The sequence below is a fragment of the Streptomyces sp. YJ-C3 genome, assembly GCF_053891275.1.
Window position 1 is genome coordinate 7,110,188 of record NZ_CM132685.1, and the last position, 18,944, is coordinate 7,129,131.

Below are 18,944 nucleotides of genomic sequence, written 5' to 3' on the forward strand. Positions count from 1 at the left end.
AGCGATGATCGGGGTGCGCCTTCAGGGGCGCGGGGAACTGCGCGAGCGACCGCGGACAACCGGCGCCCGGCAGCGAGACAGAAGGGGGCGGACGCCTAGCCGCCCACGGAGGCCCGCTTGCGCATCCGAAGAACGACCACCACGGCACCGGCGACGAGCACCACGACCCCGCCGGCGATCCCGGCGACGGCGCCACCGGACAGCCCCGAACTCCCGCTTCCGGCATCGGACTTGGCGGCAACCGCGCTGGGGCGGGGACTGGGAGTGGCCGAACCGTCCGACCCGGAGCTGCCGAGATCGGGCAGAGCGGGAAGCTTCGCGTCCGCGTCGAGCGCGACGGCCAGGGAGACCGGATCCATCGCGGCCCCCTTCTGGTACATGCCGCCGAACGCCTTCGCCCCGTCGGCGGTCAGCACGGCCGGCGCCTCGGTGATCCGCACGAGCCCGTCCTTCGCCGCGAGGGACTTCACGGTGAAGGTCACGAGCGGGCTGTCCTTGGTGGTCTTCCTGCCGCTGGTGACGTCGGCGCGCAGGGTGCCCTTGCCGTCGGCGACGGTGACGGTCGGGTCCGCGAGCGTCAGGTCGAGCCCGTGCTTCCCGGTGAACCGCACGGATCCGGTGAACTCCCCGTCGAGGGTCTGCTTCTTCTTGTCGTACGCACCCTCACCCTTCGGGAACCGGAACAGCGCGCCCCCGTCCTGCGCCCCGGCGCCGAGCTTCCACTCGCCCTGGGCGATGTCCCCGGTGACGTACTCGCGGAAGGTGCGGCGCACACCCCAGTCGACGGCGCCGTCCCGGAGCTTCCCGGAGGAGTCCTGCTTCTCCTTCTTCTCCTTGGACTCGTCCTTCTTCGTGGCGGAGGCCGACGGCTTCGCGGCCGCCTTCTCGGGCGCGACGTCCGCGGACAGGCTCACCGGGTCGAGCGCGGTGCCGGCCGTGTAGTAGCCGGCGAAGGACTTGGCGCCCTGTGCGGTGAGCGTGGCGGGCAGGTTGTTGAGGGTGACGGCGTTCCCGTCGCCCTTCATGTCGATCCCGCCCAGGGCGAGCGTGGCGAAGGGCACCTGGCTGGACGACGTGACCGTCCCCGTGCCCTTCGCCTTGCTCACGACATCGACGTACAACGTCCCGCTGCCGCCCGAGATGCGCACGGTGGGACGGCTGATGGTCATGTCGAGTTCGTAGGAGCCGTCGCTCTTCTTGTGTCCGACGAAGTGCACGCCGCCGGAGAAGGAGGAGGTGAAGCTCCCCGTCGAGCCGTCGTACGTGCCGGTCGCCGAGTGGAAGCGGAACTGGCTGGCGCCCACGGTCGCCGCGCCGCCCGTCAGGGAGTAACTCCCCTTGGCGATGGGCCCGGTGATGTAGCTCTGGAACGACGATTTCAGGCCCCAGTCCAGCCGGCCGCCCTGCACGCCGCGGGCCGCGGCGTGCGCGCCGGCGACCGGGAGCAGCGTCCCGAGCAACGCGGTGAACAGGGCGACGGCGAGGACGCGTATCCGTGCGCGTCGGGACATGACGATTCCTCCGGGTCTCCATCACCAGGACCTGGCGACTTAGGTAAGGCTAACCTAAACTATGCTCGCCTCTGTTCAACAGCCCCACTCACCACGACAGGACGGTGTCCGCGTGCCGACGCCAGCCGACCCTTCTCGCGCTCCCCGGCGGACGGGCGTACTGATCTCCGTACTCGCCCTGGCCCTCGCGCTGGCCGCCGCCGCCTGCGCAGGCGGCGGCACCATCACGGCCACCGCGAGGACCGGAGCGAAGGCGGCCACGACCGCGAACCGTCTCGAACCGCTCGCGTCGACGCCCCGCCCGAAGCTGCCCGTCACGGTCGACTCCGCCGACGGCCACGAGGTGACGGTGCGGAAGGCCGACCGGATCGTGCCGCTCTCCGGCAGCCTCAGCGAGATCGTGTTCACGCTCGGGCTCGGCGAGCAGGTGGTCGCCCGCGACATCACCGCCACCTTCGACCAGGCGAAGAAGCTGCCGGTGGTCACCCGCAACCACGACGTGTCCGCGGAGAGCGTCCTGTCGCTCAAGCCGGACCTGGTGCTGGCCGAGCGGACGACCGGGCCCGACGAGGCGATGCAGCAGATACGCGACGCGGGCGTTCCCGTCGTCGTGCTGGACCCGGCCCAGGGGCTCGACGACGTCGGCACCCGCATCCAGGCCGTCGCGGACACGCTCGGAGTCCCCTCCGCGGGACGGGAGTTGACCGAGCGCTCCGAGGACCGGATCGCCGCGGTGCAGAAGAACATCCCGCACGAGGAGGAGCAGCCCCGCGTCGCCTTCCTCTACGTACGCGGCTCGGCCTCCGTCTATCTCATCGGCGGCGCGAAGTCCGGCGCCACCTCGCTCCTGGAGGCCGCGGGCGCGGTCGACGCGGGCGCGGCGTCCGGCCTGAAGACCGACTTCCGGGCCATCACCAGCGAGGCCCTCGCCAAGGCCGCGCCCGACGCGATCCTCGTCATGACCAAGGGCCTCGACTCCGTCGGCGGCATCGACGGCCTGGTGAAGATCCCGGGAGTGGCCGAGACCCCGGCGGGCGTCGACCGCCGCGTGGTGTCCGTCGAGGACGGCGTCCTGCTGAACTACGGGCCGCGCACGGACCAGGTCCTGCAGTCGATCGTGGACCAGCTCTACGGCAAGAGCGGTGCCTGACATGACGACGACGGCGACCCCGCCCACGACCTCCCCCTCGAAGGTCCCCGCGCGTCAACCCCGCAGCAAGGCATGGCTGTTGACGGTCGTCCTGGCCGCGGCGCTGATCGTCCTGGCGCTGCTCTCGGCGGGCATCGGCGCGTACGACATCCCGGCGACGGACGTCCTCTCCTCGGTCCAGCACCGGATGGGCCTGGGCGGCTCCGCCCTGGACCGGGTCGGCGAATCGGTCCTGTGGAACGTCCGCCTGCCCCGCATCGTCCTCGCCCTCCTCGTCGGCGCCTCGCTCGGCTGCGCGGGCGCGCTGATGCAGGGCGTGTTCGGCAACCCGCTCGCCGAGCCGGGCGTCATCGGCATCTCGTCGGGCGCGGCGGTCGGCGCGGTCGCCTGCATCGCGCTCGGCCTCAACTTCTTCGGCACGTGGACGATCACGGTCTGCGCGTTCGTGTCGGGCCTGGCGACGGTCCTCATCGTGTACGTGATGTCGCGCTCGGGCGGCCGCACGGAGGTCGTCACGCTCATCCTCACCGGCATCGCGGTGAACGCCTTCGCGGGCGCCCTGATCGGCCTGTTCCTCTCCTACGCCGACACGGCCGCGGTCAACCAGATCACGTTCTGGCAGCTCGGTTCACTGGCGCAGGCGACGTGGCCGAAGGTGCTGGCGGTCCTCCCCTGCGCGGCGATCGGTCTGCTCGTCGCGCCCTTCTACTCCCGCAAGCTGGACCTCCTCTCCCTCGGCGAACGCCCGGCCCGCCACCTGGGCGTGGACGTGGAGAGGCTGAGGATCACCCTGATCCTGGTCATCGCGCTCCTCACGGCGGCGGCGGTGGCGGTCTCCGGAGTGATCGGCTTCGTGGGCCTCGTCGTCCCGCACCTGCTGCGGATGCTCGCGGGCCCGGGTCATCGCTTCCTCGTCCCCGGCAGCGCGCTCGGCGGGGCGGTCGTGCTGGTCGCGGCGGATCTCGCGGCGCGCACCGTGGCCGCCCCCGCCGAACTCCCCATCGGTGTCCTCACCGCCCTGACCGGCAGCCCGTTCTTCTTCTGGCTGCTGCGCCGCACCCGCCGCAAGCAAGGAGGCTGGGCATGATCCCGTACTGGACGACGCTGCTGCGGGGATCCCGCGCCCGCGCCCTGCCGCCGCGCCTCGCCCCCGGTGACACGGTGGCCGAGGCCCGCGCCCTGCATCTGGACCTGGGCGCCCGCGAGGTCCTGTCCGGTGTCGACCTGACGGTCCGGGCGGGCGAGGTCCTGGCGCTGGTGGGCCCCAACGGCGCAGGGAAATCGACCCTGCTGGCGGCGCTGGCCGCGGACCTCGCCCCGGCCCGCGGCGACCTCCTCATCGGCGACCGCCCGGCCACGTCCTGGACCGCGCCCGAACTGGCGCTGCGCCGGGCCCTGTTGCCGCAGTCGGCGACCCTGTCGTTCCCGTTCACGGTGGACGAGGTGGTCCGCATGGGCCGGGCGCCCTGGTCGGGCACACCGTACGAGGACCAGGACGACAGGACGGTCGCGGCGGCCCTGCGCGCCACGGAGACGGAGGACTTCGCGGCCCGGCCCTTCTCGGCGCTCTCGGGCGGCGAACGCGCCCGGGTGGCGCTGGCCCGCGTCCTGGCCCAGTCGACCCAGCTGCTGCTCCTCGACGAGCCGACGGCGGCCCTGGACCTGCGCCACCAGGAACTGGTCCTGCGGGTCTGCCGCGAACGCGCCGCGGCCGGCGACGCGGTCGTCGTCGTCCTCCACGACCTGGGCCTGGCCGCGGCCCACGCGGACCGCACGGCGATCCTGCACGCGGGCCGCATCACGGCGGCCGGTCCCCCGGCCGAGGTCTTCGACGGGCCGCTCCTCAGCGAGGTCTACCAGCACCCGGTCGAGGTACTGCCGCACCCGGGATCGGGGGCGCCGCTGGTGATCCCGGTGCGGTCGTAGGGGTTCGGGCCGCCGGCCCGTGGAAGAGGGAGGCGGCAGACGAGTCGGGCTGTACGCCGGGTTCTGTTCCCCGGTTGCCTCGCGGCGGCCGGGGCGACGGCCATCCATCTAGGGCCGGCGTTGCCGCCGGCCTCGTGCGGTCTACCCGCGGACTCGGGCGGGCAGCCCTCGAACGTCCGCGCAGAGCCGCCGAGGCGGCTCCTCTTGACCTTGCTCCAGGTGGGGTTTACCTAGCCGCCTGAGTCACCTCAGGCGCTGGTGGTCTCTTACACCACCGTTTCACCCTTACCCGGCGCCGAAGCACCGGGCGGTCTGTTTTCTGTGGCACTGTCCCGCGGGTCACCCCGGGTGGCCGTTAGCCACCACCTTGCCCTGTGGAGCCCGGACGTTCCTCGGGGAGACCGAGGTCTCCACGCGGCCGCCCGCCCGGCTCGTCTGCCGTGCCGGACATCTTACCCGGGCGATCACGGGCGCAGTGCCGTCAGGCCCGTGCGCCAGGCCCGCTCCAGGTCCGCCCCGTCCGGGAACCGGCCGTGGATCTCCAGGATCACCATGCCGTGCGCGAAGGCCCAGACCGCACGGGCCAGATCCTCGTCACCGCCGCACACCCGCATCAGCGGCATCGCGGCCTGCTCCTCAAGCCCCTCGGGCAGGGCGTGGCGGGGCAGCGGGCGTTCGGTGGCGAGGCAGTAGAGGTGGGGGTGGGCGAGGGCCCAGGCGCGGTAGGCGTCCGCGAGGGCCGCGAGGGGGTCCGGCGCCGTGCGCTCCGCCTCCTCGCAGGCCTCGGCCGATTCCGTCAGCATCTGCGCGACGAGCTCGGCCTCGACGGCCTGTTTGTCGGGGAAGTGCTTGTAGAGCGAGGGGGCCTTGATGCCGAGGCGGTCGGCGAGCGCCCGCATCGTGAGGGCGTCGGGCCCGGACTGCTCCAGGAGCGTCCGGGCCTCGGCCGCGATCTCGGTGGCGCGGGGCGTGAGCCGCCGCGGTTCGGTGGTGGCCTCAGGCACGCTGGAAGCCCTCCTTGGTCCGCAGTCCGTAGCCGAAGGCGCGATCGTACGAGATGTGGGCCAGCCAGCCGCACAGGGCCGCGAAGGCCGGGGCCCATGGGACGAGGAGCACCGTGTACGCGACGAGCAGGGCCAGCGGGATCAGGGCCCGGTGGGCAGCGTTGTAGAAGGGCACCGCGCGGGGCGGGAGCTGGCCCTTGCTCATGCGGGGCGCGTCGCTCATGCCGACCAGGAACGTGAAGTCGGGCGCGATGAAGAAGACGAACGCCAGGGTTCCGGCGAGCCAGCCGTGGTGGACGCCCTCCAGGACCGCGAAGGCCGACCAGAACAGCGCGTTCAGGAGCCACGCGGTGCGGCGGACGACAGCGAGCGGCTTGACGGTCGTGGTGGGTGCGGTGGCGCTCATGGAGACCTCCGGAGTCTGCGGCTAACGGCGTTAGCCGCATCATGGGAAGACCGTACGGCTAACATCGTTAGCCGTCAAGGGCGCGGAGCGCGGCGCGCTTGACCTTGTCGTAGCGTCAACGTTTCTACTGAGGTCATGAGGATCGGAGAGCTGGCCGGGATGGTCGGCGTCACCACGCGGGCCATCAGGCACTATCACCACCTCGGACTGCTCCCGGAGCCCGGGCGGCGGGGCAACGGGTACCGCGAGTACGGGCTGCGGCACGCGGTCGAGCTGGCCCGCATCCGGCGGCTGACCGAGCTGGGGCTCGGGCTGCCCGAGGTGCGGGACGTGCTGGCCGACGACGCCGGGCGCGAGCTCGTCGAGGTGCTCGCCGAGCTGGACGCCGATCTGGCCCGGCAGGAGGCCGCGATCCACGAGCGGCGGGCGCGGCTGCGAACGCTGCTGGCGCAGGCCGAGCGGGGGGAACTGCCCGCGGACGGGCCGCTCTCGCCCGAACTGGCCTCCTTCCTCGGCGCGTTGGGGGCGGTCGACGACACGTCCCCGATGGCCGTGAAGGACCGCGAGGTGCTCACTCTCATCGACACGGCCGCGCCGCCGGAGGAGCGCGGGCCGCTGATGGACTCGCTGCTGGCCGCGTTCACGGAACCGGGCACCCTGGAGGCGGCGCGGGACGTGTACGCGCGCCTCGACGCCCTGGCCGACGCGGCGCCGGACGATCCGCGGGTGGCCGGGACGGCGCGGGCGATCCTCGCCTGCCTGCCGGCGGACCTGCCCGTCGCCGAGGCCTCGGAGCAGCGGGTCTTCCTCGACGCCTTCCTCGACGACTTCTCCCCCGCCCAGGCGGCGGCCGTCCGGCTCGTGATGCGCCTGGCGACCGAGGGCGGTGCGTGATGAGGAGACTCGTCGAGGCGGTCCTGTTCGCCGTGCTGTACCGGCGGGGCGGCCGGGACGCCGTCAGGTCCGTCCTCCCGGCGGCCGCGCGCCGGCTCGTCGGGCACGAGCTGCGGGTGCTGGCGAGTTTCGGGCTGTGGCTGACCGGGCGCCGCAGCGGCGTCCCGGCGGGGGCGAGCTCGTTCGCGTACGCCCGCGGGCAGGCCACGATGATGTACGCCTTCGCGTTCGTCGGCGTCGTGGAGAGCGTCGGGATGTCGGTGCTGCTGCGCGACTGGCCGACGCTGCACCGCATCGTGCTCGCCCTCGACGTCTACACCGTGGTGATGGTGCTCGGCCTGCAGGCGGCGGCGGTGACGCGGCCGCACGTCGTCACCGCCGACGCGCTGCGGGTGCGCCGGGGCGCGCACGTGGACCTGCGGATACCGCTGGAGCGGATCGCGGCGGTGCGCCGCGAGAACCGGTACACGCACACCCCGGCCGAGGGCGAGCTGAACCTGGACGTCGCCTCGCAGACCAGCGTCACCGTGGAACTCACCGAACCCGTACGGCACTTCACGTTCCTCGGGCGTCCGAAGGACGTGCGCCTGGTGCGGCTGCACGCCGAGGAGCCGGACCTGCTGGCGGGCGCCCTGCGGGCGGCGCTCACGCGGGAGCGAACAGCACCTTCGCCTGCCCCGGGTCGGCCTGCGTGAGCCGCACCCGCAGCCGCTCCCCCAGGGGCAGCGCGGCGGTGCCGCCCTCGATCCGGGCGACGACGGCCGGTTCGGGCAACTGGACGGTGCCGACGGCCCGTTCCTTCTCCTTCACGTCCACCACGTACGCGTCGAAGAGTTCGCCGACCCGGTGCTGCAGCAGCGCCGCCTCGACGATGTCGACGCACTCGCGCTCCACGGTGTTGGCCCGCCGGGTGCCCTCGGCCATCTCCTTGGGGAGGTCGGCCAGCGCCTCGACCGCCCACTGCGGGGCGTCGCGCTCGGCGCACGCGGCCAGGCACAGCTCGGACGCGTAGCGGTCGACGAGGCGGCGCAGCGGGGCGGTGCAGTGCGCGTAGGGCGCGGCGACCGCGGCGTGCGTGGTGAGCTCCGGGACCTCGCCGCCGCTGAACGCCGTGTATCCGGCGCCGCGCAGCAGGGTCGTGCACTCCTGGAGGAACGCCGCCTGGTGCGGGACGCGCGGGTCGAGGGAGCGGACGAGTTCGGAGTACGGGACGTGGTGCGGCCAGTCGATGTGCAGTGCCTTCGCGGTGCGGCGCAGGCGGCCGACGGCGCCGTCGGGGGCGGCGGGCAGGGTGCGCAGGATGCCGGTGCCGGCGGCGAGCATCAGGTCGGCGGCGGCCATGCCGGTGAGGAGGGAGATCTGCGCGTTCCAGGAGTCGGCGGGCAGCGGGGCGCGGTAGGCGAGTTCGTACGCGCTGTCGCTCGCGACGATCTCCTGCTCGGGGACGTCGAGGGAGATGCCGCCGCGCTCGGCCTCCAGGGCCTCGCGCAGCCGCCCGATGTCCTTGAGCAGCGCGACGGGTTCCTCGGCGCTGCCGTCGTCGATGGCCTTCTGCACGCCTTCGTAGTCGAGTTTGGCGCGGCTGCGCACCAGGGCGCGTACGACGTCGGTGGTCTCGGCGCGCCCGTCCGCGTCGAGGTCGATCGTCCACAGGACGGCCGGGCAGGTCTGGTCGGGCAGCAGGCTCGCCGCGCCCTCGCTGAGGACGGTCGGGTGCAGCGGGACCCGCTCGTCCGGGAAGTAGAGGGTGGTGACCCGGCGGTGGGCCTCCGCGTCGAGCGCGCCGCCGGGCGTGACGAACGCGGCGACGTCGGCGATCGCGTACCGCACGCGGTAGCCACCGCCGGGGCGGCGGGACAGGTGCATGGCCTGGTCGAGATCGGTGGAGGTGGGCGGGTCGATCGTGAAGAGCGGGATCGCCGTCTCGTCCCGCTGCGGCAGCCGGGGCGGCGCGGCGGCGGCCCGCTGGGCCTCGGCGAGCACCTCGGCCGGGAACTCCTCGGGCACGTCCAGCTTCGTACGCAGGTCGCGCAGCACGGCGCCGAGCGGCGCCTGTGCTGCGCCGGTCACGCGGAGGTGGCGGCGGGGCATGCACCGAGCGTAGGCCGGGCGGGGCGCGGCGGCACGGCGGAGCGTCGGGGGCCGTCCGCCGACTACCCTGACGCGGGGCCGCACCCCTCCCCGCCGCACCGAAGGAGAAGCACGTGCTCGTCTTGCTGCCGCCGTCCGAAGGAAAGGCCGCCTCCGGGCGGGGCACCCCGCTGAAGCCCGAGTCGCTCTCGCTGCCGGGGCTCGCCGGGGCGCGGGCGGCGGTCCTGGACGAGCTGGTCGAGCTGTGCGCCGCCGACGAGGAGAAGGCGCGCGAGGTGCTCGGCCTGAGCGAGGGGCTGCGGGGGGAGATCGCGAAGAACACCGAGCTGCTGACGGCGGGCGCGCGGCCGGCCGGGGAGATCTACACCGGTGTCCTCTACGACGCCCTGGACCTGGCCTCGCTCGACGCGGCGGCGAAGAAGCGGGCGGCGCGTTTGCTGCTGGTGTTCTCCGGGCTGTGGGGCGCGGTGCGGGTGACCGACCGCATCCCGTCGTACCGCTGCTCGATGGGCGTGAAGCTGCCCGGGCTCGGGGCGCTCGGGGCGTACTGGCGGGCGCCGATGGCCGAGGTGCTGCCGGAGACCGCCGGGAACGGCATGGTCCTCGACCTGCGGTCGGCGGCGTACGCGACCGCGTGGAAGCCGAAGGGCGAGCTCGCGGGGCGGACGGCGACGGTGCGGGTGCTGCACGCGCCGACCCGCAAGGTCGTCAGCCACTTCAACAAGGCGACGAAGGGCCGCATCGTGCGCTCGCTGCTGACCTCGGGGAGCACGCCCGCGTCCCCGGCGGAGCTGGTCGACGCGCTGCGGGACCTGAAGTACGTGGTGGAGGTCGAGGAGCCCGCCAGGGGCGGGCGCGCGTGGAGTCTGGACGTGCTGGTGGACGAGGTCCACTGAGAAGCACCCGCCGTGCATTGCAGCATGCGCAACGACCTTTGCGCATGCTGCGTCTCGCGGGGCAGGATGTCCTCATGACCTCCTCTGTGCTCGATCTCGCGCCCGTCGTTCCCGTCGTCGTCGTGGAGGACGTCGCCGACGCGGTGCCGCTCGCGCGGGCGCTGGTCGCGGGCGGGCTGCCCGCGATCGAGGTGACCCTGCGCACCTCCGCCGCGCTCGACGCGATCCGCGCGATCGCCGCCGAGGTGCCGGACGCGGTCGTCGGCGCGGGCACCGTGATCTCTCCGGCCAACGTCGCCGACTCGGTGGCCGCCGGGGCGCGGTTCCTGGTCAGCCCCGGCTGGACGGACGCGCTGCTCGACGCGATGAAGGGGTCGGGGGTGCCGTTCCTGCCGGGCGTCTCGACGACGTCGGAGGTCGTGGCGCTGATCGAGCGCGGCGTGCGCGAGATGAAGTTCTTCCCGGCCGAGGCCGCGGGCGGCGCCGCCTATCTGAAGGCGCTCGCCGGACCGCTGCCGCAGGCCCGGTTCTGCCCGACCGGCGGCGTCTCGCCCGCGAACGCTCCCGCGTACCTGGCGCTGAAGAACGTCGGCTGCGTGGGCGGCAGTTGGATGCTGCCGGGCGACGCCATCGCCGCGAAGGACTGGGGCCGGGTGGAGTCGCTGGCCCGCGAGGCGAGCCTCATCGCAGGTGAGCGGTCCCGTTGAGGAAGCGCACGCTGGCGTTGCCGTCGGCGTAGTACGCGATCTCCGTCAGGGACGCCGCCGCCAGCTCCATGCGGAACAGGGCCTCGGGCGGGGCGCCGAGCGCGAGCCGGACGAGCGTCTTGATCGGCGTGACGTGGCTGACCAGGAGCACGGTGCGGCCCCGGTGTGCGGCGGTCAGCCGGTCGCGGGCCGCCGCGACCCGTTCGGCGACCGCGGCGAAGCTCTCGCCGCCGCCGGTCGGGGCGGCCTCGGGTGAGGCGAGCCAGGCGTTCATGTCGTCGGGGTGGCGCTCCCGGACTTCCTTGAACGTGAGGCCCTCCCAGGCCCCGAAGTCCGTCTCGCGCAGGCCCGCGTCGACCGTGACGCCGAGACCGAGCCGGCCGGCCACGGCCGCGGCGGTCTCCCGGCAGCGCCGCAGCGGCGACGACACGACGGCCTCGACCGTGCCGCGGGCGGCGAGCGCGGCCGCCGCCCGCTCGGCCTGCCGGCGGCCCGCCTCGGACAGCTCCGGGTCGTGGCCCGCCCCGCTCCCGGAGAACCGCTTCTCCGGCGTGAGGGCGGTCTCCCCGTGGCGGAGCAGGACGAAGGCGGCGGGCGGACCGAGGTCCGGGCCCGCGCCGCCCGTCACGCTCAGAGACCCGACTCCGACGTACGGACCAGGATCCGACGGCAGTTCTCGCAGCGGACCACCGCGTCGGCGGCGGCCGCGCGGACCTCGTTGAGCTCCGTGATGTTGAGCTCCAGGCGGCAGCCCTCGCAGCGGCGCTGGAACAGCTTGGCCGCGCCGACGCCGCCCTCCTTCTCGCGCAGCTTGTCGTAGAGCTTCAGCAGGTCGGCCGGGATCGAGCCCGCCACGACCTCGCGCTCCTTCGCCACCGTCGCCGCCTCCTCGTCCAGCCGGCCGGACGCCTCGTCACGGCGGGCCGTCGCGTCGTCGGCCTTCGACTGGACGGAGGAGAGGCGCTCGGCGAGCTCGCCCACGCGCTCCTGCGCCGACTCGCGGCGCTCCATGACCTCCAGGACGACGTCCTCCAGGTCGCCCTGGCGCTTGGCCAGCGAGGCGATCTCGCGCTGGAGGTTCTCCAGGTCCTTCGGGGAGGTGACCGCGCCGGAGTCCAGGCGCTGCTGGTCGCGGGAGGCGCGCTGGCGGACCTGGTCGACGTCCTGCTCGGCCTTGGTCTGCTCGCGGGAGCAGTCGCTCTCCTCCGTCGTCGCGGCGACGTGCAGGTCGCGCAGCTGCGCGAGGTCCTTGTTCAGCGACTCGATCTCGGCGTGCTCGGGCAGCGACTTCTTCTTGTGCGCGAGCTGCTGGAGGCGGACGTCGAGGTCCTGGACGTCCAGGAGGCGGATCTGGTCGGCGGGCGCGGCGTTCAGTTGGGGGCTCCAAAAGTAGAGAGGGGTTCGTGGTTGGACGCCGCGTGGGCGGTCCAGGGGTCGGTGACCGTCTTCGAGACGTGGACGCGCAGGTCCCATCCGTTGCGGTCGGAGATCTCGTCGAGCTGGGCTGCGGCCAGCTCGCACCAGGGCCACTCGGTGGCCCAGTGCGCCGCGTCGAGCAGCGCGAGAGGCTGTGCGGAAAGGGTCTCGCGGGCCTCGCTCACCGGGTGGTGGCGCAGGTCCGCGGTGAGGAAGGCGTCGACGCCCGCCGCGCGTACGTCGTCGAAGAGGCTGTCGCCGCTGCCGCCGGACACCGCGAGCGTACGGATCGTCGCGTCCGGGTCGCCCGCGACGCGGATGCCCTGCGCGGTGGCGGGCAGCCGGTCGGCGGCGCGGCCCGCGAGCTCGCGCAGGGTGACGGGGTGGTCGAGGGCGCAGACACGGCCGAGACCGCGGCGGCCGGACAGGTCGGTGGGGTCCGGGACCAGGGGGCGGACGACGCGGACGTCCAGGGCTCCGGCGAGCGCGTCGCTGACCCCGGGGTCGGCCTTGTCGGCGTTCGTGTGCGCGACGTGCAGCGCGATGTCGTTCTTGATGAGGGTGTGGACGACCCGGCCCTTGAAGGTGTCCGCCGCGACCGTCGTCGTCCCGCGCAGATAGAGCGGGTGGTGCGTGATCAGCAGGTCCGCGCCGAGCTTCACGGCCTCGTCGGCGATCTCCTGGACCGGGTCGACGGCGAACAGGACCCGGCCGACCTCGGCGTCCGGGTCCCCGGCGACCGTGCCGACCGCGTCCCATCCCTCGGCGAGGGCCGGGGGCCAGAGGGCGTCGAGCGCGGCGGTTACTTCAGACAGACGGGGCACGCAGACAGGTTACCTGCGCCGCGTGCCCCTTCCCCAAGCCCGGCTACTTCACCAGATGGGCGCGGAGGTCCTTGAGGACCTCGTCGGCGGCGGTGACGCCGAGGCCGAGGTACCAGGTCTCGTCCGGGACGTCCTTGGCCTGCCCGTTCTTCACGGCGCCCAGCTTCTTCCAGAGCGGGTTGTCCTCGGCGCTCGCGCGCTGGGTCTTCTTCGCGTCGCCGTAGACGCCGGTGAAGATCCAGTCGGCGTCCGCGGAGTCGATCTTCTCCGGGCTGATCTCCGTCGCCAGGTCGTCGATCCGCTGGTTCTTCGGGCGCGGGATGCCGGCGTCGTCGAGGATCGTGCCGATGAAGGAGGCCTTGGCGTAGAGGCGGATGCGGTCCGGCATGTAGCGGAGCATGGTCACGGTCGGGGCCGTGCCGCCGTTCGCCTTCTTCACGTCGGCGCCGAGCCGCTTCACGTTCTTCTCGTACGTGGCGAGGTTCGCCTTGGCCTCGGCCGTCCTGTCGAGGGCGGACGCGTTGAGGAGGTAGTTCTCCTTCCACGTGAAGCCCGGACGGATGGAGAAGACGGTGGGGGCGATCTTGGAGAGCTGCGGGTAGAGCTTGGCGGCGCGCAGCTCGCTGCCGAGGATCAGGTCGGGCTTGAGGTTCGCGATCGCCTCCAGGTTGAGGGAGTTGATCGTGCCGACGTTCTTCGGGTTACCCGCTTCCTTCTTCAGGTAGGAGGGGATGCCGTCGTCGCCCTCGGTGGGGGCGTAGCCGACGGGCTCGACGCCGAGGGAGGCGACGTTGTCGAGCTCGCCGACGTCCAGGACGACGACCCGGGTCGGCTTCTTCGGCAGCTCGGTCCTGCCCATGGCGTGCGTGACGGTGCGCGGGAACTGGCCGGTCTTCGCCGTCGTGCCCATCTTCGCCGTCTGCTCGGCGGCCTTCGAGAAGCCGTCGCCGCCCTGGGCGACGGCCTTGGAGCCGGCGCCGTTGTCGCTCTTGGCCGAGGCGTCGTCACCCGAGCCGGAACCGCAGGCGGTGAGGGCGAGCGCGGCGGCCGTCGTGACGGCGGCGGCCGCGATCCGGGTGCGGGGACGCAGGGATATCGGGGACATCGGCTTGCTCCAGCTCTGGGTGCACAGGCAGTGCACAGGTATGAGTTAGGTAAACCTAACACCAGCCTCTCCGGGGCCCGGCGCCGGTCCGTGAGCACACCAAGCACTTGCCTCACAGCCGATTGAGGACATGGCCACCCTTTGGTGTGAAGAGGTGAGCCGTGCGTGCCACGGAGGTACGTACGAAAACTAGCTTCGGCTGCGAAGACGAACGGACGGGCCAGCGAGACAGCGAGACAGCGAGAAGTCGGGACGACCGGAGGCGACAGATCCCCATGACGGCCTTGGCCATCGAGCCCGCGCCGGAGGCACGACCGGAGCCGCCGCGGACCGGATGCGTGATCACGGCGGACGCGTCGTACGCGGCGCGGCTCGCGCACGACGGGGCGAGCCCCGGGTCGTGGTTCCCCGAGCGCTGGACCCTGGACGGTCCGGAGCCGTACGCGGTGCCACTGCCCGGGCCTCAGCCCGAGGAGCCCGGCACCGCCGTCCTGCCGCTGACCGACGGCCGGGTGCTCATCCGGCGCGAGGCCGACGGCCGGCATCTGTTCTCGCTGCTGTATCCGACCGGACCCGGCACCGGCGAGGTGCCGCTGGGGGCCGTGGAGTGCGCGGAGCTGACGCTGCTGCCGCCGGCGCCGGACGGCCGGTCCGCGTACGCGCTGGGCGTGCGCGAGGAGACGACCGACGTGTGGCTGGTGGCGGGCGGCGCGTTCGGGCCCGAGCACGTGGCCGAGGTGAAGGGGCGCTGCTCGGGCGGCGTGTGGCTGGACCGCGCGGGGCGGCTGCTGGCGCTCGACCGGGAGCCGCCGGGGGGCGGGCCCGTGAAGACGGTGGCGGTGGACCTGGACCGGGGCGGCGAGATCTCCCCGCTGCTGCAGATCACCGAGGAGAGCGAGGACCGGCTGCTGCTCGCCGATCCGGACAGCGGGCTGATCCTGGTCCGCTCGGACGCCGCGGAGCCGGGCCGGCCGCGGCTCGGCTGGGGCGTGCTGGGCGGGACGCTGCCGATCCGCTTCCCGCGGGCGCTGCGGCTCGCGGACTGTGCGGTGACCCCGTTCGCCGTGCAGCCGGGGCAGACGCTGATGCCGGAGAGCTGCGCGGTGGCGCTGCGGATCGAGAGCGCGGCCGGCCCGCACGACGGCGCGCCGTGGCTCGGGATGTGGCGGCCGGCCGAGGGCAAGCTGCATCAACTCGCGGCGCCGCAAGGTTGGTTGGCGGGATGTGGTTTCTGGTCGCGGGACGGGGTACTGGCACTTCCGTACGTCACCGAGGACGTGCCGTGCGGACTGGCCCGGGTGTCCGCGCCCGAGCCCGAGGAACAGCAGACGGCCGCGGCTGCCGAACAGCCCGCGCCTGTCGCGCCGCGGCCGGTGCCGTTGGCGCAGGCACCTCTCGGCGGGCGGAAGGCGGGTGGTTAGACTCGCCCGGCGGTAAGTGAACGGAACTTGTAGGGGTTTACGGGGTGAGTTTTCCGATGACGGGAAGCAACGGTACGCACACGGAGACAGACACCGCGGAGCGGCTCGAGGCCGCCGCGGACGGATCGGGCCGGCACCGCGGTGCGGTCGCCGGATCCGCGGCGCAGGGCGACCAGCCCGAGCCGCGCGGGCGGCACCGGGGGCCTCGCGCCGACGAGGCCTAGGGTCACCCGGCACGACGAAGGGCCCGGCATGATGCCGGGCCCTTCGTCGTGCCGGGTGCGGCTCAGCCGTGCTTGAGGCCGAGCACCTCCGCGGCGGCGAACGTCTCGTTCGCGGGGCGGTCCTGGTAGTGCGGGGTGAGCAGGGCGTCGAGTTCGTCGTACGTGAACGCGTCCTTGGCGGTGTCGAACTTCGCCTGCACCCTGGGCCGTTCCACGATGGCGACCATGCCGCCGTGCACGACGAGGAGCTGGCCGTTGATGTGCGCGGCGGCCGGTGCGGCGAGGTAGCCGACGAGCGGGGCGACGTGTTCGGGTGCGAGCGGGTCGAGGCCCTCGTCGGGCTCGGCGAACCCGGCGAACACGTCCTCGGTCATCCGGGTGCGGGCCCGGGGGCAGATGACGTTGGCGGTGACGCCGTACTTGGCCAGGGCCAGCGCCGTGGACGTGGTCAGTCCGACGATGCCGCCCTTCGCGGCCGCGTAGTTGGGCTGGCCGGCCGAGCCCGCGAGGAACGCCTCGGAGGACGTGTTGACGATGCGGCCGTAGACCGGGCCGCCGGACTCCTTGGAGCGGGCCCGCCAGTGCCGGGCGGCGAAGTGCGTGGTGTTGTAGTGGCCCTTGAGGTGGACGCGGATGACCGAGTCCCATTCGTCCTCGGTCATCGAGAAGATCATGCGGTCGCGCAGGATCCCCGCGTTGTTCACGAGGATGTCGAGTCCGCCGTAGGTGTCCACGGCCAACTGGACGAGTTCTTCGGCCTGTTGGTGGTCGGCCACGTCCCCGGTGTGCGGGGTGGCGGTGCCGCCCGCCGCGCGGATCTCCTGGGCGACCTGTTCGGCGGGGGTGGCATCGGCCCCGCCCGAGCCGTCCCGGCCGGGCTGGCCGAAGTCGTTGACGACCACGTTGGCGCCGAGGCGCGCCAGTTCGAGAGCCTCGGCGCGGCCGAGCCCCCGTCCGGCGCCCGTGACCATTGCCGTGCGGCCCTTGAGCGGCGTTGACATGGTGCGATTCCCTTCCGGTTCTGGCCTTGTCAAGACCCTGCGGCGATTGAGCAGCGGGGTCCCCGGCGCCGAGCAGCGCCGCTAGATCTCGATGCAGGTCCGCAGGGCGGAGCCCGTGCGCATCTGGTCCAGCGCCTCGTTGATCCCTGCCAGCGGCACCCGGTGCGTGATGAGGGACTCCAGGTCGATACGGCCCGCCCGCCACAGGGCGATGGCCCGCTCGTAGGACTCCAGGACGTCACCGCCCCCGTACATCGAGGGCAGGATGCGCTTCTCGTCGAAGAACAGCTCGAACATGTTGAGCTGGAGGAAGTCGTCCAGGGCGCCCGCTCCGACGACGACGAGCGTGCCGCCGCGCCGCGTGGTCTCGTACGCGGTCCTGGCCGTGGCCGACGTGCCGACGACCTCGAAGACGTAGTCGAAGCCCTCGCCCGCCGTGACGCGCTGCTTGGCGTCGGCCAGTGCGTCGGGGCCGACCGCTTCCGTGGCACCGAACGTCAGGGCCGCCTCGCGCCGCGACGCCACGGGGTCCACGGCGACGATCTGCGCCGCGCCCTTGAGCCGGGCGCCCTGGATCGCCGAGATGCCGACGCCGCCGCAGCCGATGACGGCGACCGACGCACCGGCTTTCACATCGGCCGTGTTGATGGCCGCGCCGAGCCCGGTGGTGACGCCGCAGCCGATGAGCGCGGCGATGTCGAAGGGGACGTCGTCGGGGATCGGGACCGCGCAGCCCGCGTCGACCACGACCTCCTCGGCGAAGGTGCCGGTGCCCGCGAAGCCGAAGACGTCACCGCCGGGGCGCTTGAAGTTGGGGGTGCCGGCGTTCACGAATCCGGCGAGGCAGAGCTGGGTCTGGCCGCGCTTGCAGGCGGGACAGGCCCCGCAGGCCGGGAGCCAGCAGACCACTACGCGCTGACCGACCGTCACATGTGCTACACCGTCGCCGACTTCGATGATCTCGCCGGCGCCCTCGTGGCCCGGGACGAACGGGGCGGGCTGCGGCAGCACACCGTTCATGGCGGAGACGTCGGAGTGGCACAGGCCGGTCGCCCGCACCCGGATCCGCACCTTGCCCGGGCCGAAGCCGACCGCCTCGACGTCGTCCAGTACCTCGAGTTTGTCCTGGCCTGTCTCGTGCAGTACGGCTGCGCGCATGGCGTGCGGCTCCTTCGCGTGAGGGGCGTGCTGTCAGCTGTGGTCGATGACGGTGTCGGCCAGGACCGGGGCCTCGTCGCGCTCCACGGCCGTCACCGTCACCTGCACCCGGTTCGGCTCCTGCCACATCCGGATGCGCAGCGTCTCGCCGGGCAGGACGGTGCCCGCGAAACGGGTGGTGTAGCGGGTGACGCGGGAGACGTCCCCGTCCAGGACCGTGTCCACGACGGCCTTGAGCGTCATGCCGTACGAGCACAGGCCGTGCAGGATCGGCTTGTCGAAGCCGGCCAGCTTGGCGAACTCCGGGTCGGCGTGCAGCGGGTTCCAGTCTCCGGAGAGCCGGTAGAGGAGGGCCTGGTCCTCGCGGATGGGGCGGTCGACGGTGCGGTCGGGCTCGCGGGCGGGGACCTCCAGGCGGTCGGACGGTCCCCGTTCGCCGCCGAAGCCGCCCTCGCCGCGGATGAAGATCTGCGCGTCGCTGGTCCACAACGGGCCGTCGGCGTCGGCGACTTCGGTGCGCAGCACGACGATGGCGGCCTTGGTCTTGTCGTAGACCGCCGCCACCCGGGCCGTGGTGCGCGCCGCTCCCTTGACGGGGATGGGGCGGTGCAGCTCGATGGTCTGGCCGCCGTGCAGGACGTGCGCGAGGTTCACGTCGATGCCGGGTGCGGCGAGGCCGCCCATCATCGCCATCCCGGCGCCCGCGACGGTCGCGAAGCTCGGCAGGACGTGGAGCTTCGACTCGAGGGTGTAGCGCAGCTCGTCGGGGTCGTCGGCGGGGAGGCCCGCGCCGAGGCCGAGGTGGTAGAGCTGGATGTCCTTGTGGTCCCAGGTGATCTCTGCGGACCTGGGCTCGGCGGCTACGGCCTTCGCTGCGTCGATCGGCATGGGGCAGGCGCTCCTAAGGCTGGTCGAGCGGGTCAAGACCTCGGTGCGGCCGTCCGCACCGTCGGCCGCACCGAGGTCGTCGCGGGCCGGTACTAGAACCTGTTTCATTCCGTCCGGCGATCCTCATGTATAGCCAAGAGCGGATGGGTTGGGAAGGGCCCGGACCCCGCTTTCTGACGCTTCGTCAGAACACTTGGGCGGGCCGGGAGAAGGCGGCCGGCCCCGCCGCGTCGTCGAGGAACGAGCGGGGCCGGCCCCAGGGAAGTCCGGCCGCGGTGTGTGCACCTCCCCCGCGACGCGCTCCGCGCAAGGATCCGCGGCC

At 73.0% G+C, this 18,944-nt stretch carries 19 protein-coding genes, 1 other RNA gene and 1 pseudogene; 9 read left to right on the plus strand and 12 right to left on the minus strand.

The genetic code is table 11. The features are described 5' to 3' along the window. Positions 1 to 95: 95 nt before the first annotated feature. Positions 96 to 1,511 (minus strand): HtaA domain-containing protein, encoded by a 1,416-nt coding sequence (locus ACVHNB_RS32005; protein ID WP_428955036.1) that lies wholly within the window; start codon positions 1,509 to 1,511, stop codon positions 96 to 98. 61 nt (positions 1,512 to 1,572) lie between these two features. On the opposite strand from ACVHNB_RS32005, the gene ACVHNB_RS32010 reads away from it, so the two are divergent. From ACVHNB_RS32010 to ACVHNB_RS32020, 3 genes are read left to right on the plus strand one after another with little or no spacing between them, the layout of a single operon-like run. Beyond that, positions 1,573 to 2,661 carry a heme/hemin ABC transporter substrate-binding protein gene (locus ACVHNB_RS32010; RefSeq protein ID WP_456226440.1) on the plus strand — a complete coding sequence of 363 codons (1,089 nt, stop codon included), beginning with the start codon at positions 1,573 to 1,575 and terminating at the stop codon, positions 2,659 to 2,661. Position 2,662: 1 nt separating this feature from the next. Next, positions 2,663 to 3,748 (plus strand): FecCD family ABC transporter permease, encoded by a 1,086-nt coding sequence (locus ACVHNB_RS32015; protein ID WP_456226441.1) that lies wholly within the window; start codon positions 2,663 to 2,665, stop codon positions 3,746 to 3,748. Beyond that, on the plus strand, positions 3,745 to 4,587 hold the full coding sequence (locus ACVHNB_RS32020; protein ID WP_456226442.1) for a heme ABC transporter ATP-binding protein: 843 nt from the start codon (positions 3,745 to 3,747) through the stop codon (positions 4,585 to 4,587). The genes ACVHNB_RS32015 and ACVHNB_RS32020 overlap by 4 nt, the downstream gene beginning before the upstream one ends. 36 nt (positions 4,588 to 4,623) lie before the next feature. On the opposite strand, the gene rnpB is transcribed toward ACVHNB_RS32020, so the two are convergent. From rnpB to ACVHNB_RS32035, 3 genes are all read right to left on the minus strand, one after another. Continuing rightward, positions 4,624 to 5,021, minus strand: an RNA gene (gene rnpB / locus ACVHNB_RS32025) — RNase P RNA component class A. 30 nt (positions 5,022 to 5,051) lie between these two features. Then, the gene (locus tag ACVHNB_RS32030) at positions 5,052 to 5,591 is read right to left on the minus strand and encodes a TetR/AcrR family transcriptional regulator (RefSeq protein WP_456226443.1); all 540 of its coding nucleotides are present in this window, start codon (positions 5,589 to 5,591) and stop codon (positions 5,052 to 5,054) included. Beyond that, positions 5,584 to 5,997 (minus strand): DUF4260 family protein, encoded by a 414-nt coding sequence (locus ACVHNB_RS32035; protein WP_428955031.1) that lies wholly within the window; start codon positions 5,995 to 5,997, stop codon positions 5,584 to 5,586. The genes ACVHNB_RS32030 and ACVHNB_RS32035 overlap by 8 nt, the downstream gene beginning before the upstream one ends. Before the next feature lie 135 nt (positions 5,998 to 6,132). On the opposite strand from ACVHNB_RS32035, the gene ACVHNB_RS32040 reads away from it, so the two are divergent. Both ACVHNB_RS32040 and ACVHNB_RS32045 read left to right on the plus strand, forming a co-directional pair. Beyond that, a complete protein-coding gene (locus tag ACVHNB_RS32040) occupies positions 6,133 to 6,891 on the plus strand; it encodes a MerR family transcriptional regulator (RefSeq protein ID WP_428955030.1) in 759 nt (252 codons plus the stop codon). After that, positions 6,891 to 7,586: a hypothetical protein gene (locus tag ACVHNB_RS32045; RefSeq protein ID WP_456226444.1), complete on the plus strand. Its 696-nt coding sequence runs from the start codon at positions 6,891 to 6,893 to the stop codon at positions 7,584 to 7,586. Before ACVHNB_RS32040 ends, ACVHNB_RS32045 begins: the two co-directional genes overlap by 1 nt. Here ACVHNB_RS32045 and ACVHNB_RS32050 read toward each other — a convergent pair. Continuing rightward, complete coding sequence (locus tag ACVHNB_RS32050; protein WP_428955028.1) at positions 7,537 to 8,982, minus strand: RNB domain-containing ribonuclease; 1,446 nt, start codon at positions 8,980 to 8,982, stop codon at positions 7,537 to 7,539. The two genes, ACVHNB_RS32045 and ACVHNB_RS32050, sit on opposite strands and share 50 nt — an antisense overlap. Before the next feature lie 113 nt (positions 8,983 to 9,095). Here ACVHNB_RS32050 and yaaA point away from each other — a divergent pair, with 113 nt between their 5' ends. Both yaaA and eda read left to right on the plus strand, forming a co-directional pair. Further along, entirely contained in the window at positions 9,096 to 9,878 is a 783-nt protein-coding gene (gene yaaA, locus ACVHNB_RS32055; RefSeq protein ID WP_456226445.1) for a peroxide stress protein YaaA, read from the plus strand. A gap of 74 nt (positions 9,879 to 9,952) precedes the next feature. Then, entirely contained in the window at positions 9,953 to 10,585 is a 633-nt protein-coding gene (gene eda / locus ACVHNB_RS32060) for a bifunctional 4-hydroxy-2-oxoglutarate aldolase/2-dehydro-3-deoxy-phosphogluconate aldolase (RefSeq protein WP_428955026.1), read from the plus strand. On the opposite strand, the pseudogene ACVHNB_RS32065 reads toward eda, so the two are convergent. From ACVHNB_RS32065 to ACVHNB_RS32080, 4 genes and pseudogenes are all read right to left on the minus strand, one after another. Continuing rightward, positions 10,560 to 11,204, minus strand: a pseudogene (locus ACVHNB_RS32065) (histidine phosphatase family protein); the annotation flags it as partial. The gene eda and the pseudogene ACVHNB_RS32065 overlap by 26 nt on opposite strands. Before the next feature lie 11 nt (positions 11,205 to 11,215). Next, positions 11,216 to 11,959, minus strand: coding sequence for a zinc ribbon domain-containing protein (locus tag ACVHNB_RS32070; protein WP_428957678.1), 744 nt, complete (start codon positions 11,957 to 11,959; stop codon positions 11,216 to 11,218). After that, positions 11,956 to 12,825 carry a Nif3-like dinuclear metal center hexameric protein gene (locus ACVHNB_RS32075; RefSeq protein WP_456226446.1) on the minus strand — a complete coding sequence of 290 codons (870 nt, stop codon included), beginning with the start codon at positions 12,823 to 12,825 and terminating at the stop codon, positions 11,956 to 11,958. The genes ACVHNB_RS32070 and ACVHNB_RS32075 overlap by 4 nt, the downstream gene beginning before the upstream one ends. A 43-nt stretch (positions 12,826 to 12,868) precedes the next feature. Continuing rightward, positions 12,869 to 13,930: an ABC transporter substrate-binding protein gene (locus ACVHNB_RS32080; RefSeq protein ID WP_428955024.1), complete on the minus strand. Its 1,062-nt coding sequence runs from the start codon at positions 13,928 to 13,930 to the stop codon at positions 12,869 to 12,871. Positions 13,931 to 14,205: 275 nt separating this feature from the next. Here ACVHNB_RS32080 and ACVHNB_RS32085 point away from each other — a divergent pair, with 275 nt between their 5' ends. After that, positions 14,206 to 15,351 carry a hypothetical protein gene (locus tag ACVHNB_RS32085; RefSeq protein ID WP_456226447.1) on the plus strand — a complete coding sequence of 382 codons (1,146 nt, stop codon included), beginning with the start codon at positions 14,206 to 14,208 and terminating at the stop codon, positions 15,349 to 15,351. 56 nt (positions 15,352 to 15,407) lie between these two features. Then, a complete protein-coding gene (locus ACVHNB_RS32090) occupies positions 15,408 to 15,575 on the plus strand; it encodes a hypothetical protein (RefSeq protein ID WP_428955022.1) in 168 nt (55 codons plus the stop codon). A gap of 62 nt (positions 15,576 to 15,637) precedes the next feature. Here ACVHNB_RS32090 and ACVHNB_RS32095 read toward each other — a convergent pair whose 3' ends face one another. The 3 genes from ACVHNB_RS32095 to ACVHNB_RS32105 form a co-directional block, all read right to left on the minus strand. Beyond that, positions 15,638 to 16,576, minus strand: a complete 939-nt coding sequence (locus ACVHNB_RS32095; protein ID WP_456226448.1) for a 3-oxoacyl-ACP reductase — start codon at positions 16,574 to 16,576, stop codon at positions 15,638 to 15,640. A gap of 81 nt (positions 16,577 to 16,657) precedes the next feature. Next, complete coding sequence (locus ACVHNB_RS32100; RefSeq protein WP_428955020.1) at positions 16,658 to 17,734, minus strand: Zn-dependent alcohol dehydrogenase; 1,077 nt, start codon at positions 17,732 to 17,734, stop codon at positions 16,658 to 16,660. A 33-nt stretch (positions 17,735 to 17,767) separates the two neighbouring features. Then, positions 17,768 to 18,622: a MaoC/PaaZ C-terminal domain-containing protein gene (locus ACVHNB_RS32105; RefSeq protein ID WP_456226449.1), complete on the minus strand. Its 855-nt coding sequence runs from the start codon at positions 18,620 to 18,622 to the stop codon at positions 17,768 to 17,770. Positions 18,623 to 18,944 lie beyond the last annotated feature (322 nt).

What these genes read in the sequence shown, in the direction of transcription:
- ACVHNB_RS32005 (WP_428955036.1), bottom strand. Translation starts at nt 1,511, where the DNA reads ATGTCCCGACGCGCACGGATACGCGTCCTCGCCGTCGCCCTGTTCACC.
- ACVHNB_RS32010 (WP_456226440.1), top strand. Translation starts at nt 1,573, where the DNA reads ATGCTCGCCTCTGTTCAACAGCCCCACTCACCACGACAGGACGGTGTC.
- ACVHNB_RS32015 (WP_456226441.1), top strand. Translation starts at nt 2,663, where the DNA reads ATGACGACGACGGCGACCCCGCCCACGACCTCCCCCTCGAAGGTCCCC.
- ACVHNB_RS32020 (WP_456226442.1), top strand. Translation starts at nt 3,745, where the DNA reads ATGATCCCGTACTGGACGACGCTGCTGCGGGGATCCCGCGCCCGCGCC.
- ACVHNB_RS32035 (WP_428955031.1), bottom strand. Translation starts at nt 5,997, where the DNA reads ATGAGCGCCACCGCACCCACCACGACCGTCAAGCCGCTCGCTGTCGTC.
- ACVHNB_RS32040 (WP_428955030.1), top strand. Translation starts at nt 6,133, where the DNA reads ATGAGGATCGGAGAGCTGGCCGGGATGGTCGGCGTCACCACGCGGGCC.
- ACVHNB_RS32045 (WP_456226444.1), top strand. Translation starts at nt 6,891, where the DNA reads ATGAGGAGACTCGTCGAGGCGGTCCTGTTCGCCGTGCTGTACCGGCGG.
- ACVHNB_RS32050 (WP_428955028.1), bottom strand. Translation starts at nt 8,982, where the DNA reads ATGCCCCGCCGCCACCTCCGCGTGACCGGCGCAGCACAGGCGCCGCTC.
- eda (WP_428955026.1), top strand. Translation starts at nt 9,953, where the DNA reads ATGACCTCCTCTGTGCTCGATCTCGCGCCCGTCGTTCCCGTCGTCGTC.
- ACVHNB_RS32080 (WP_428955024.1), bottom strand. Translation starts at nt 13,930, where the DNA reads ATGTCCCCGATATCCCTGCGTCCCCGCACCCGGATCGCGGCCGCCGCC.
- ACVHNB_RS32085 (WP_456226447.1), top strand. Translation starts at nt 14,206, where the DNA reads ATGACGGCCTTGGCCATCGAGCCCGCGCCGGAGGCACGACCGGAGCCG.
- ACVHNB_RS32090 (WP_428955022.1), top strand. Translation starts at nt 15,408, where the DNA reads ATGACGGGAAGCAACGGTACGCACACGGAGACAGACACCGCGGAGCGG.
- ACVHNB_RS32095 (WP_456226448.1), bottom strand. Translation starts at nt 16,576, where the DNA reads ATGTCAACGCCGCTCAAGGGCCGCACGGCAATGGTCACGGGCGCCGGA.
- ACVHNB_RS32100 (WP_428955020.1), bottom strand. Translation starts at nt 17,734, where the DNA reads ATGCGCGCAGCCGTACTGCACGAGACAGGCCAGGACAAACTCGAGGTA.
- ACVHNB_RS32105 (WP_456226449.1), bottom strand. Translation starts at nt 18,622, where the DNA reads ATGCCGATCGACGCAGCGAAGGCCGTAGCCGCCGAGCCCAGGTCCGCA.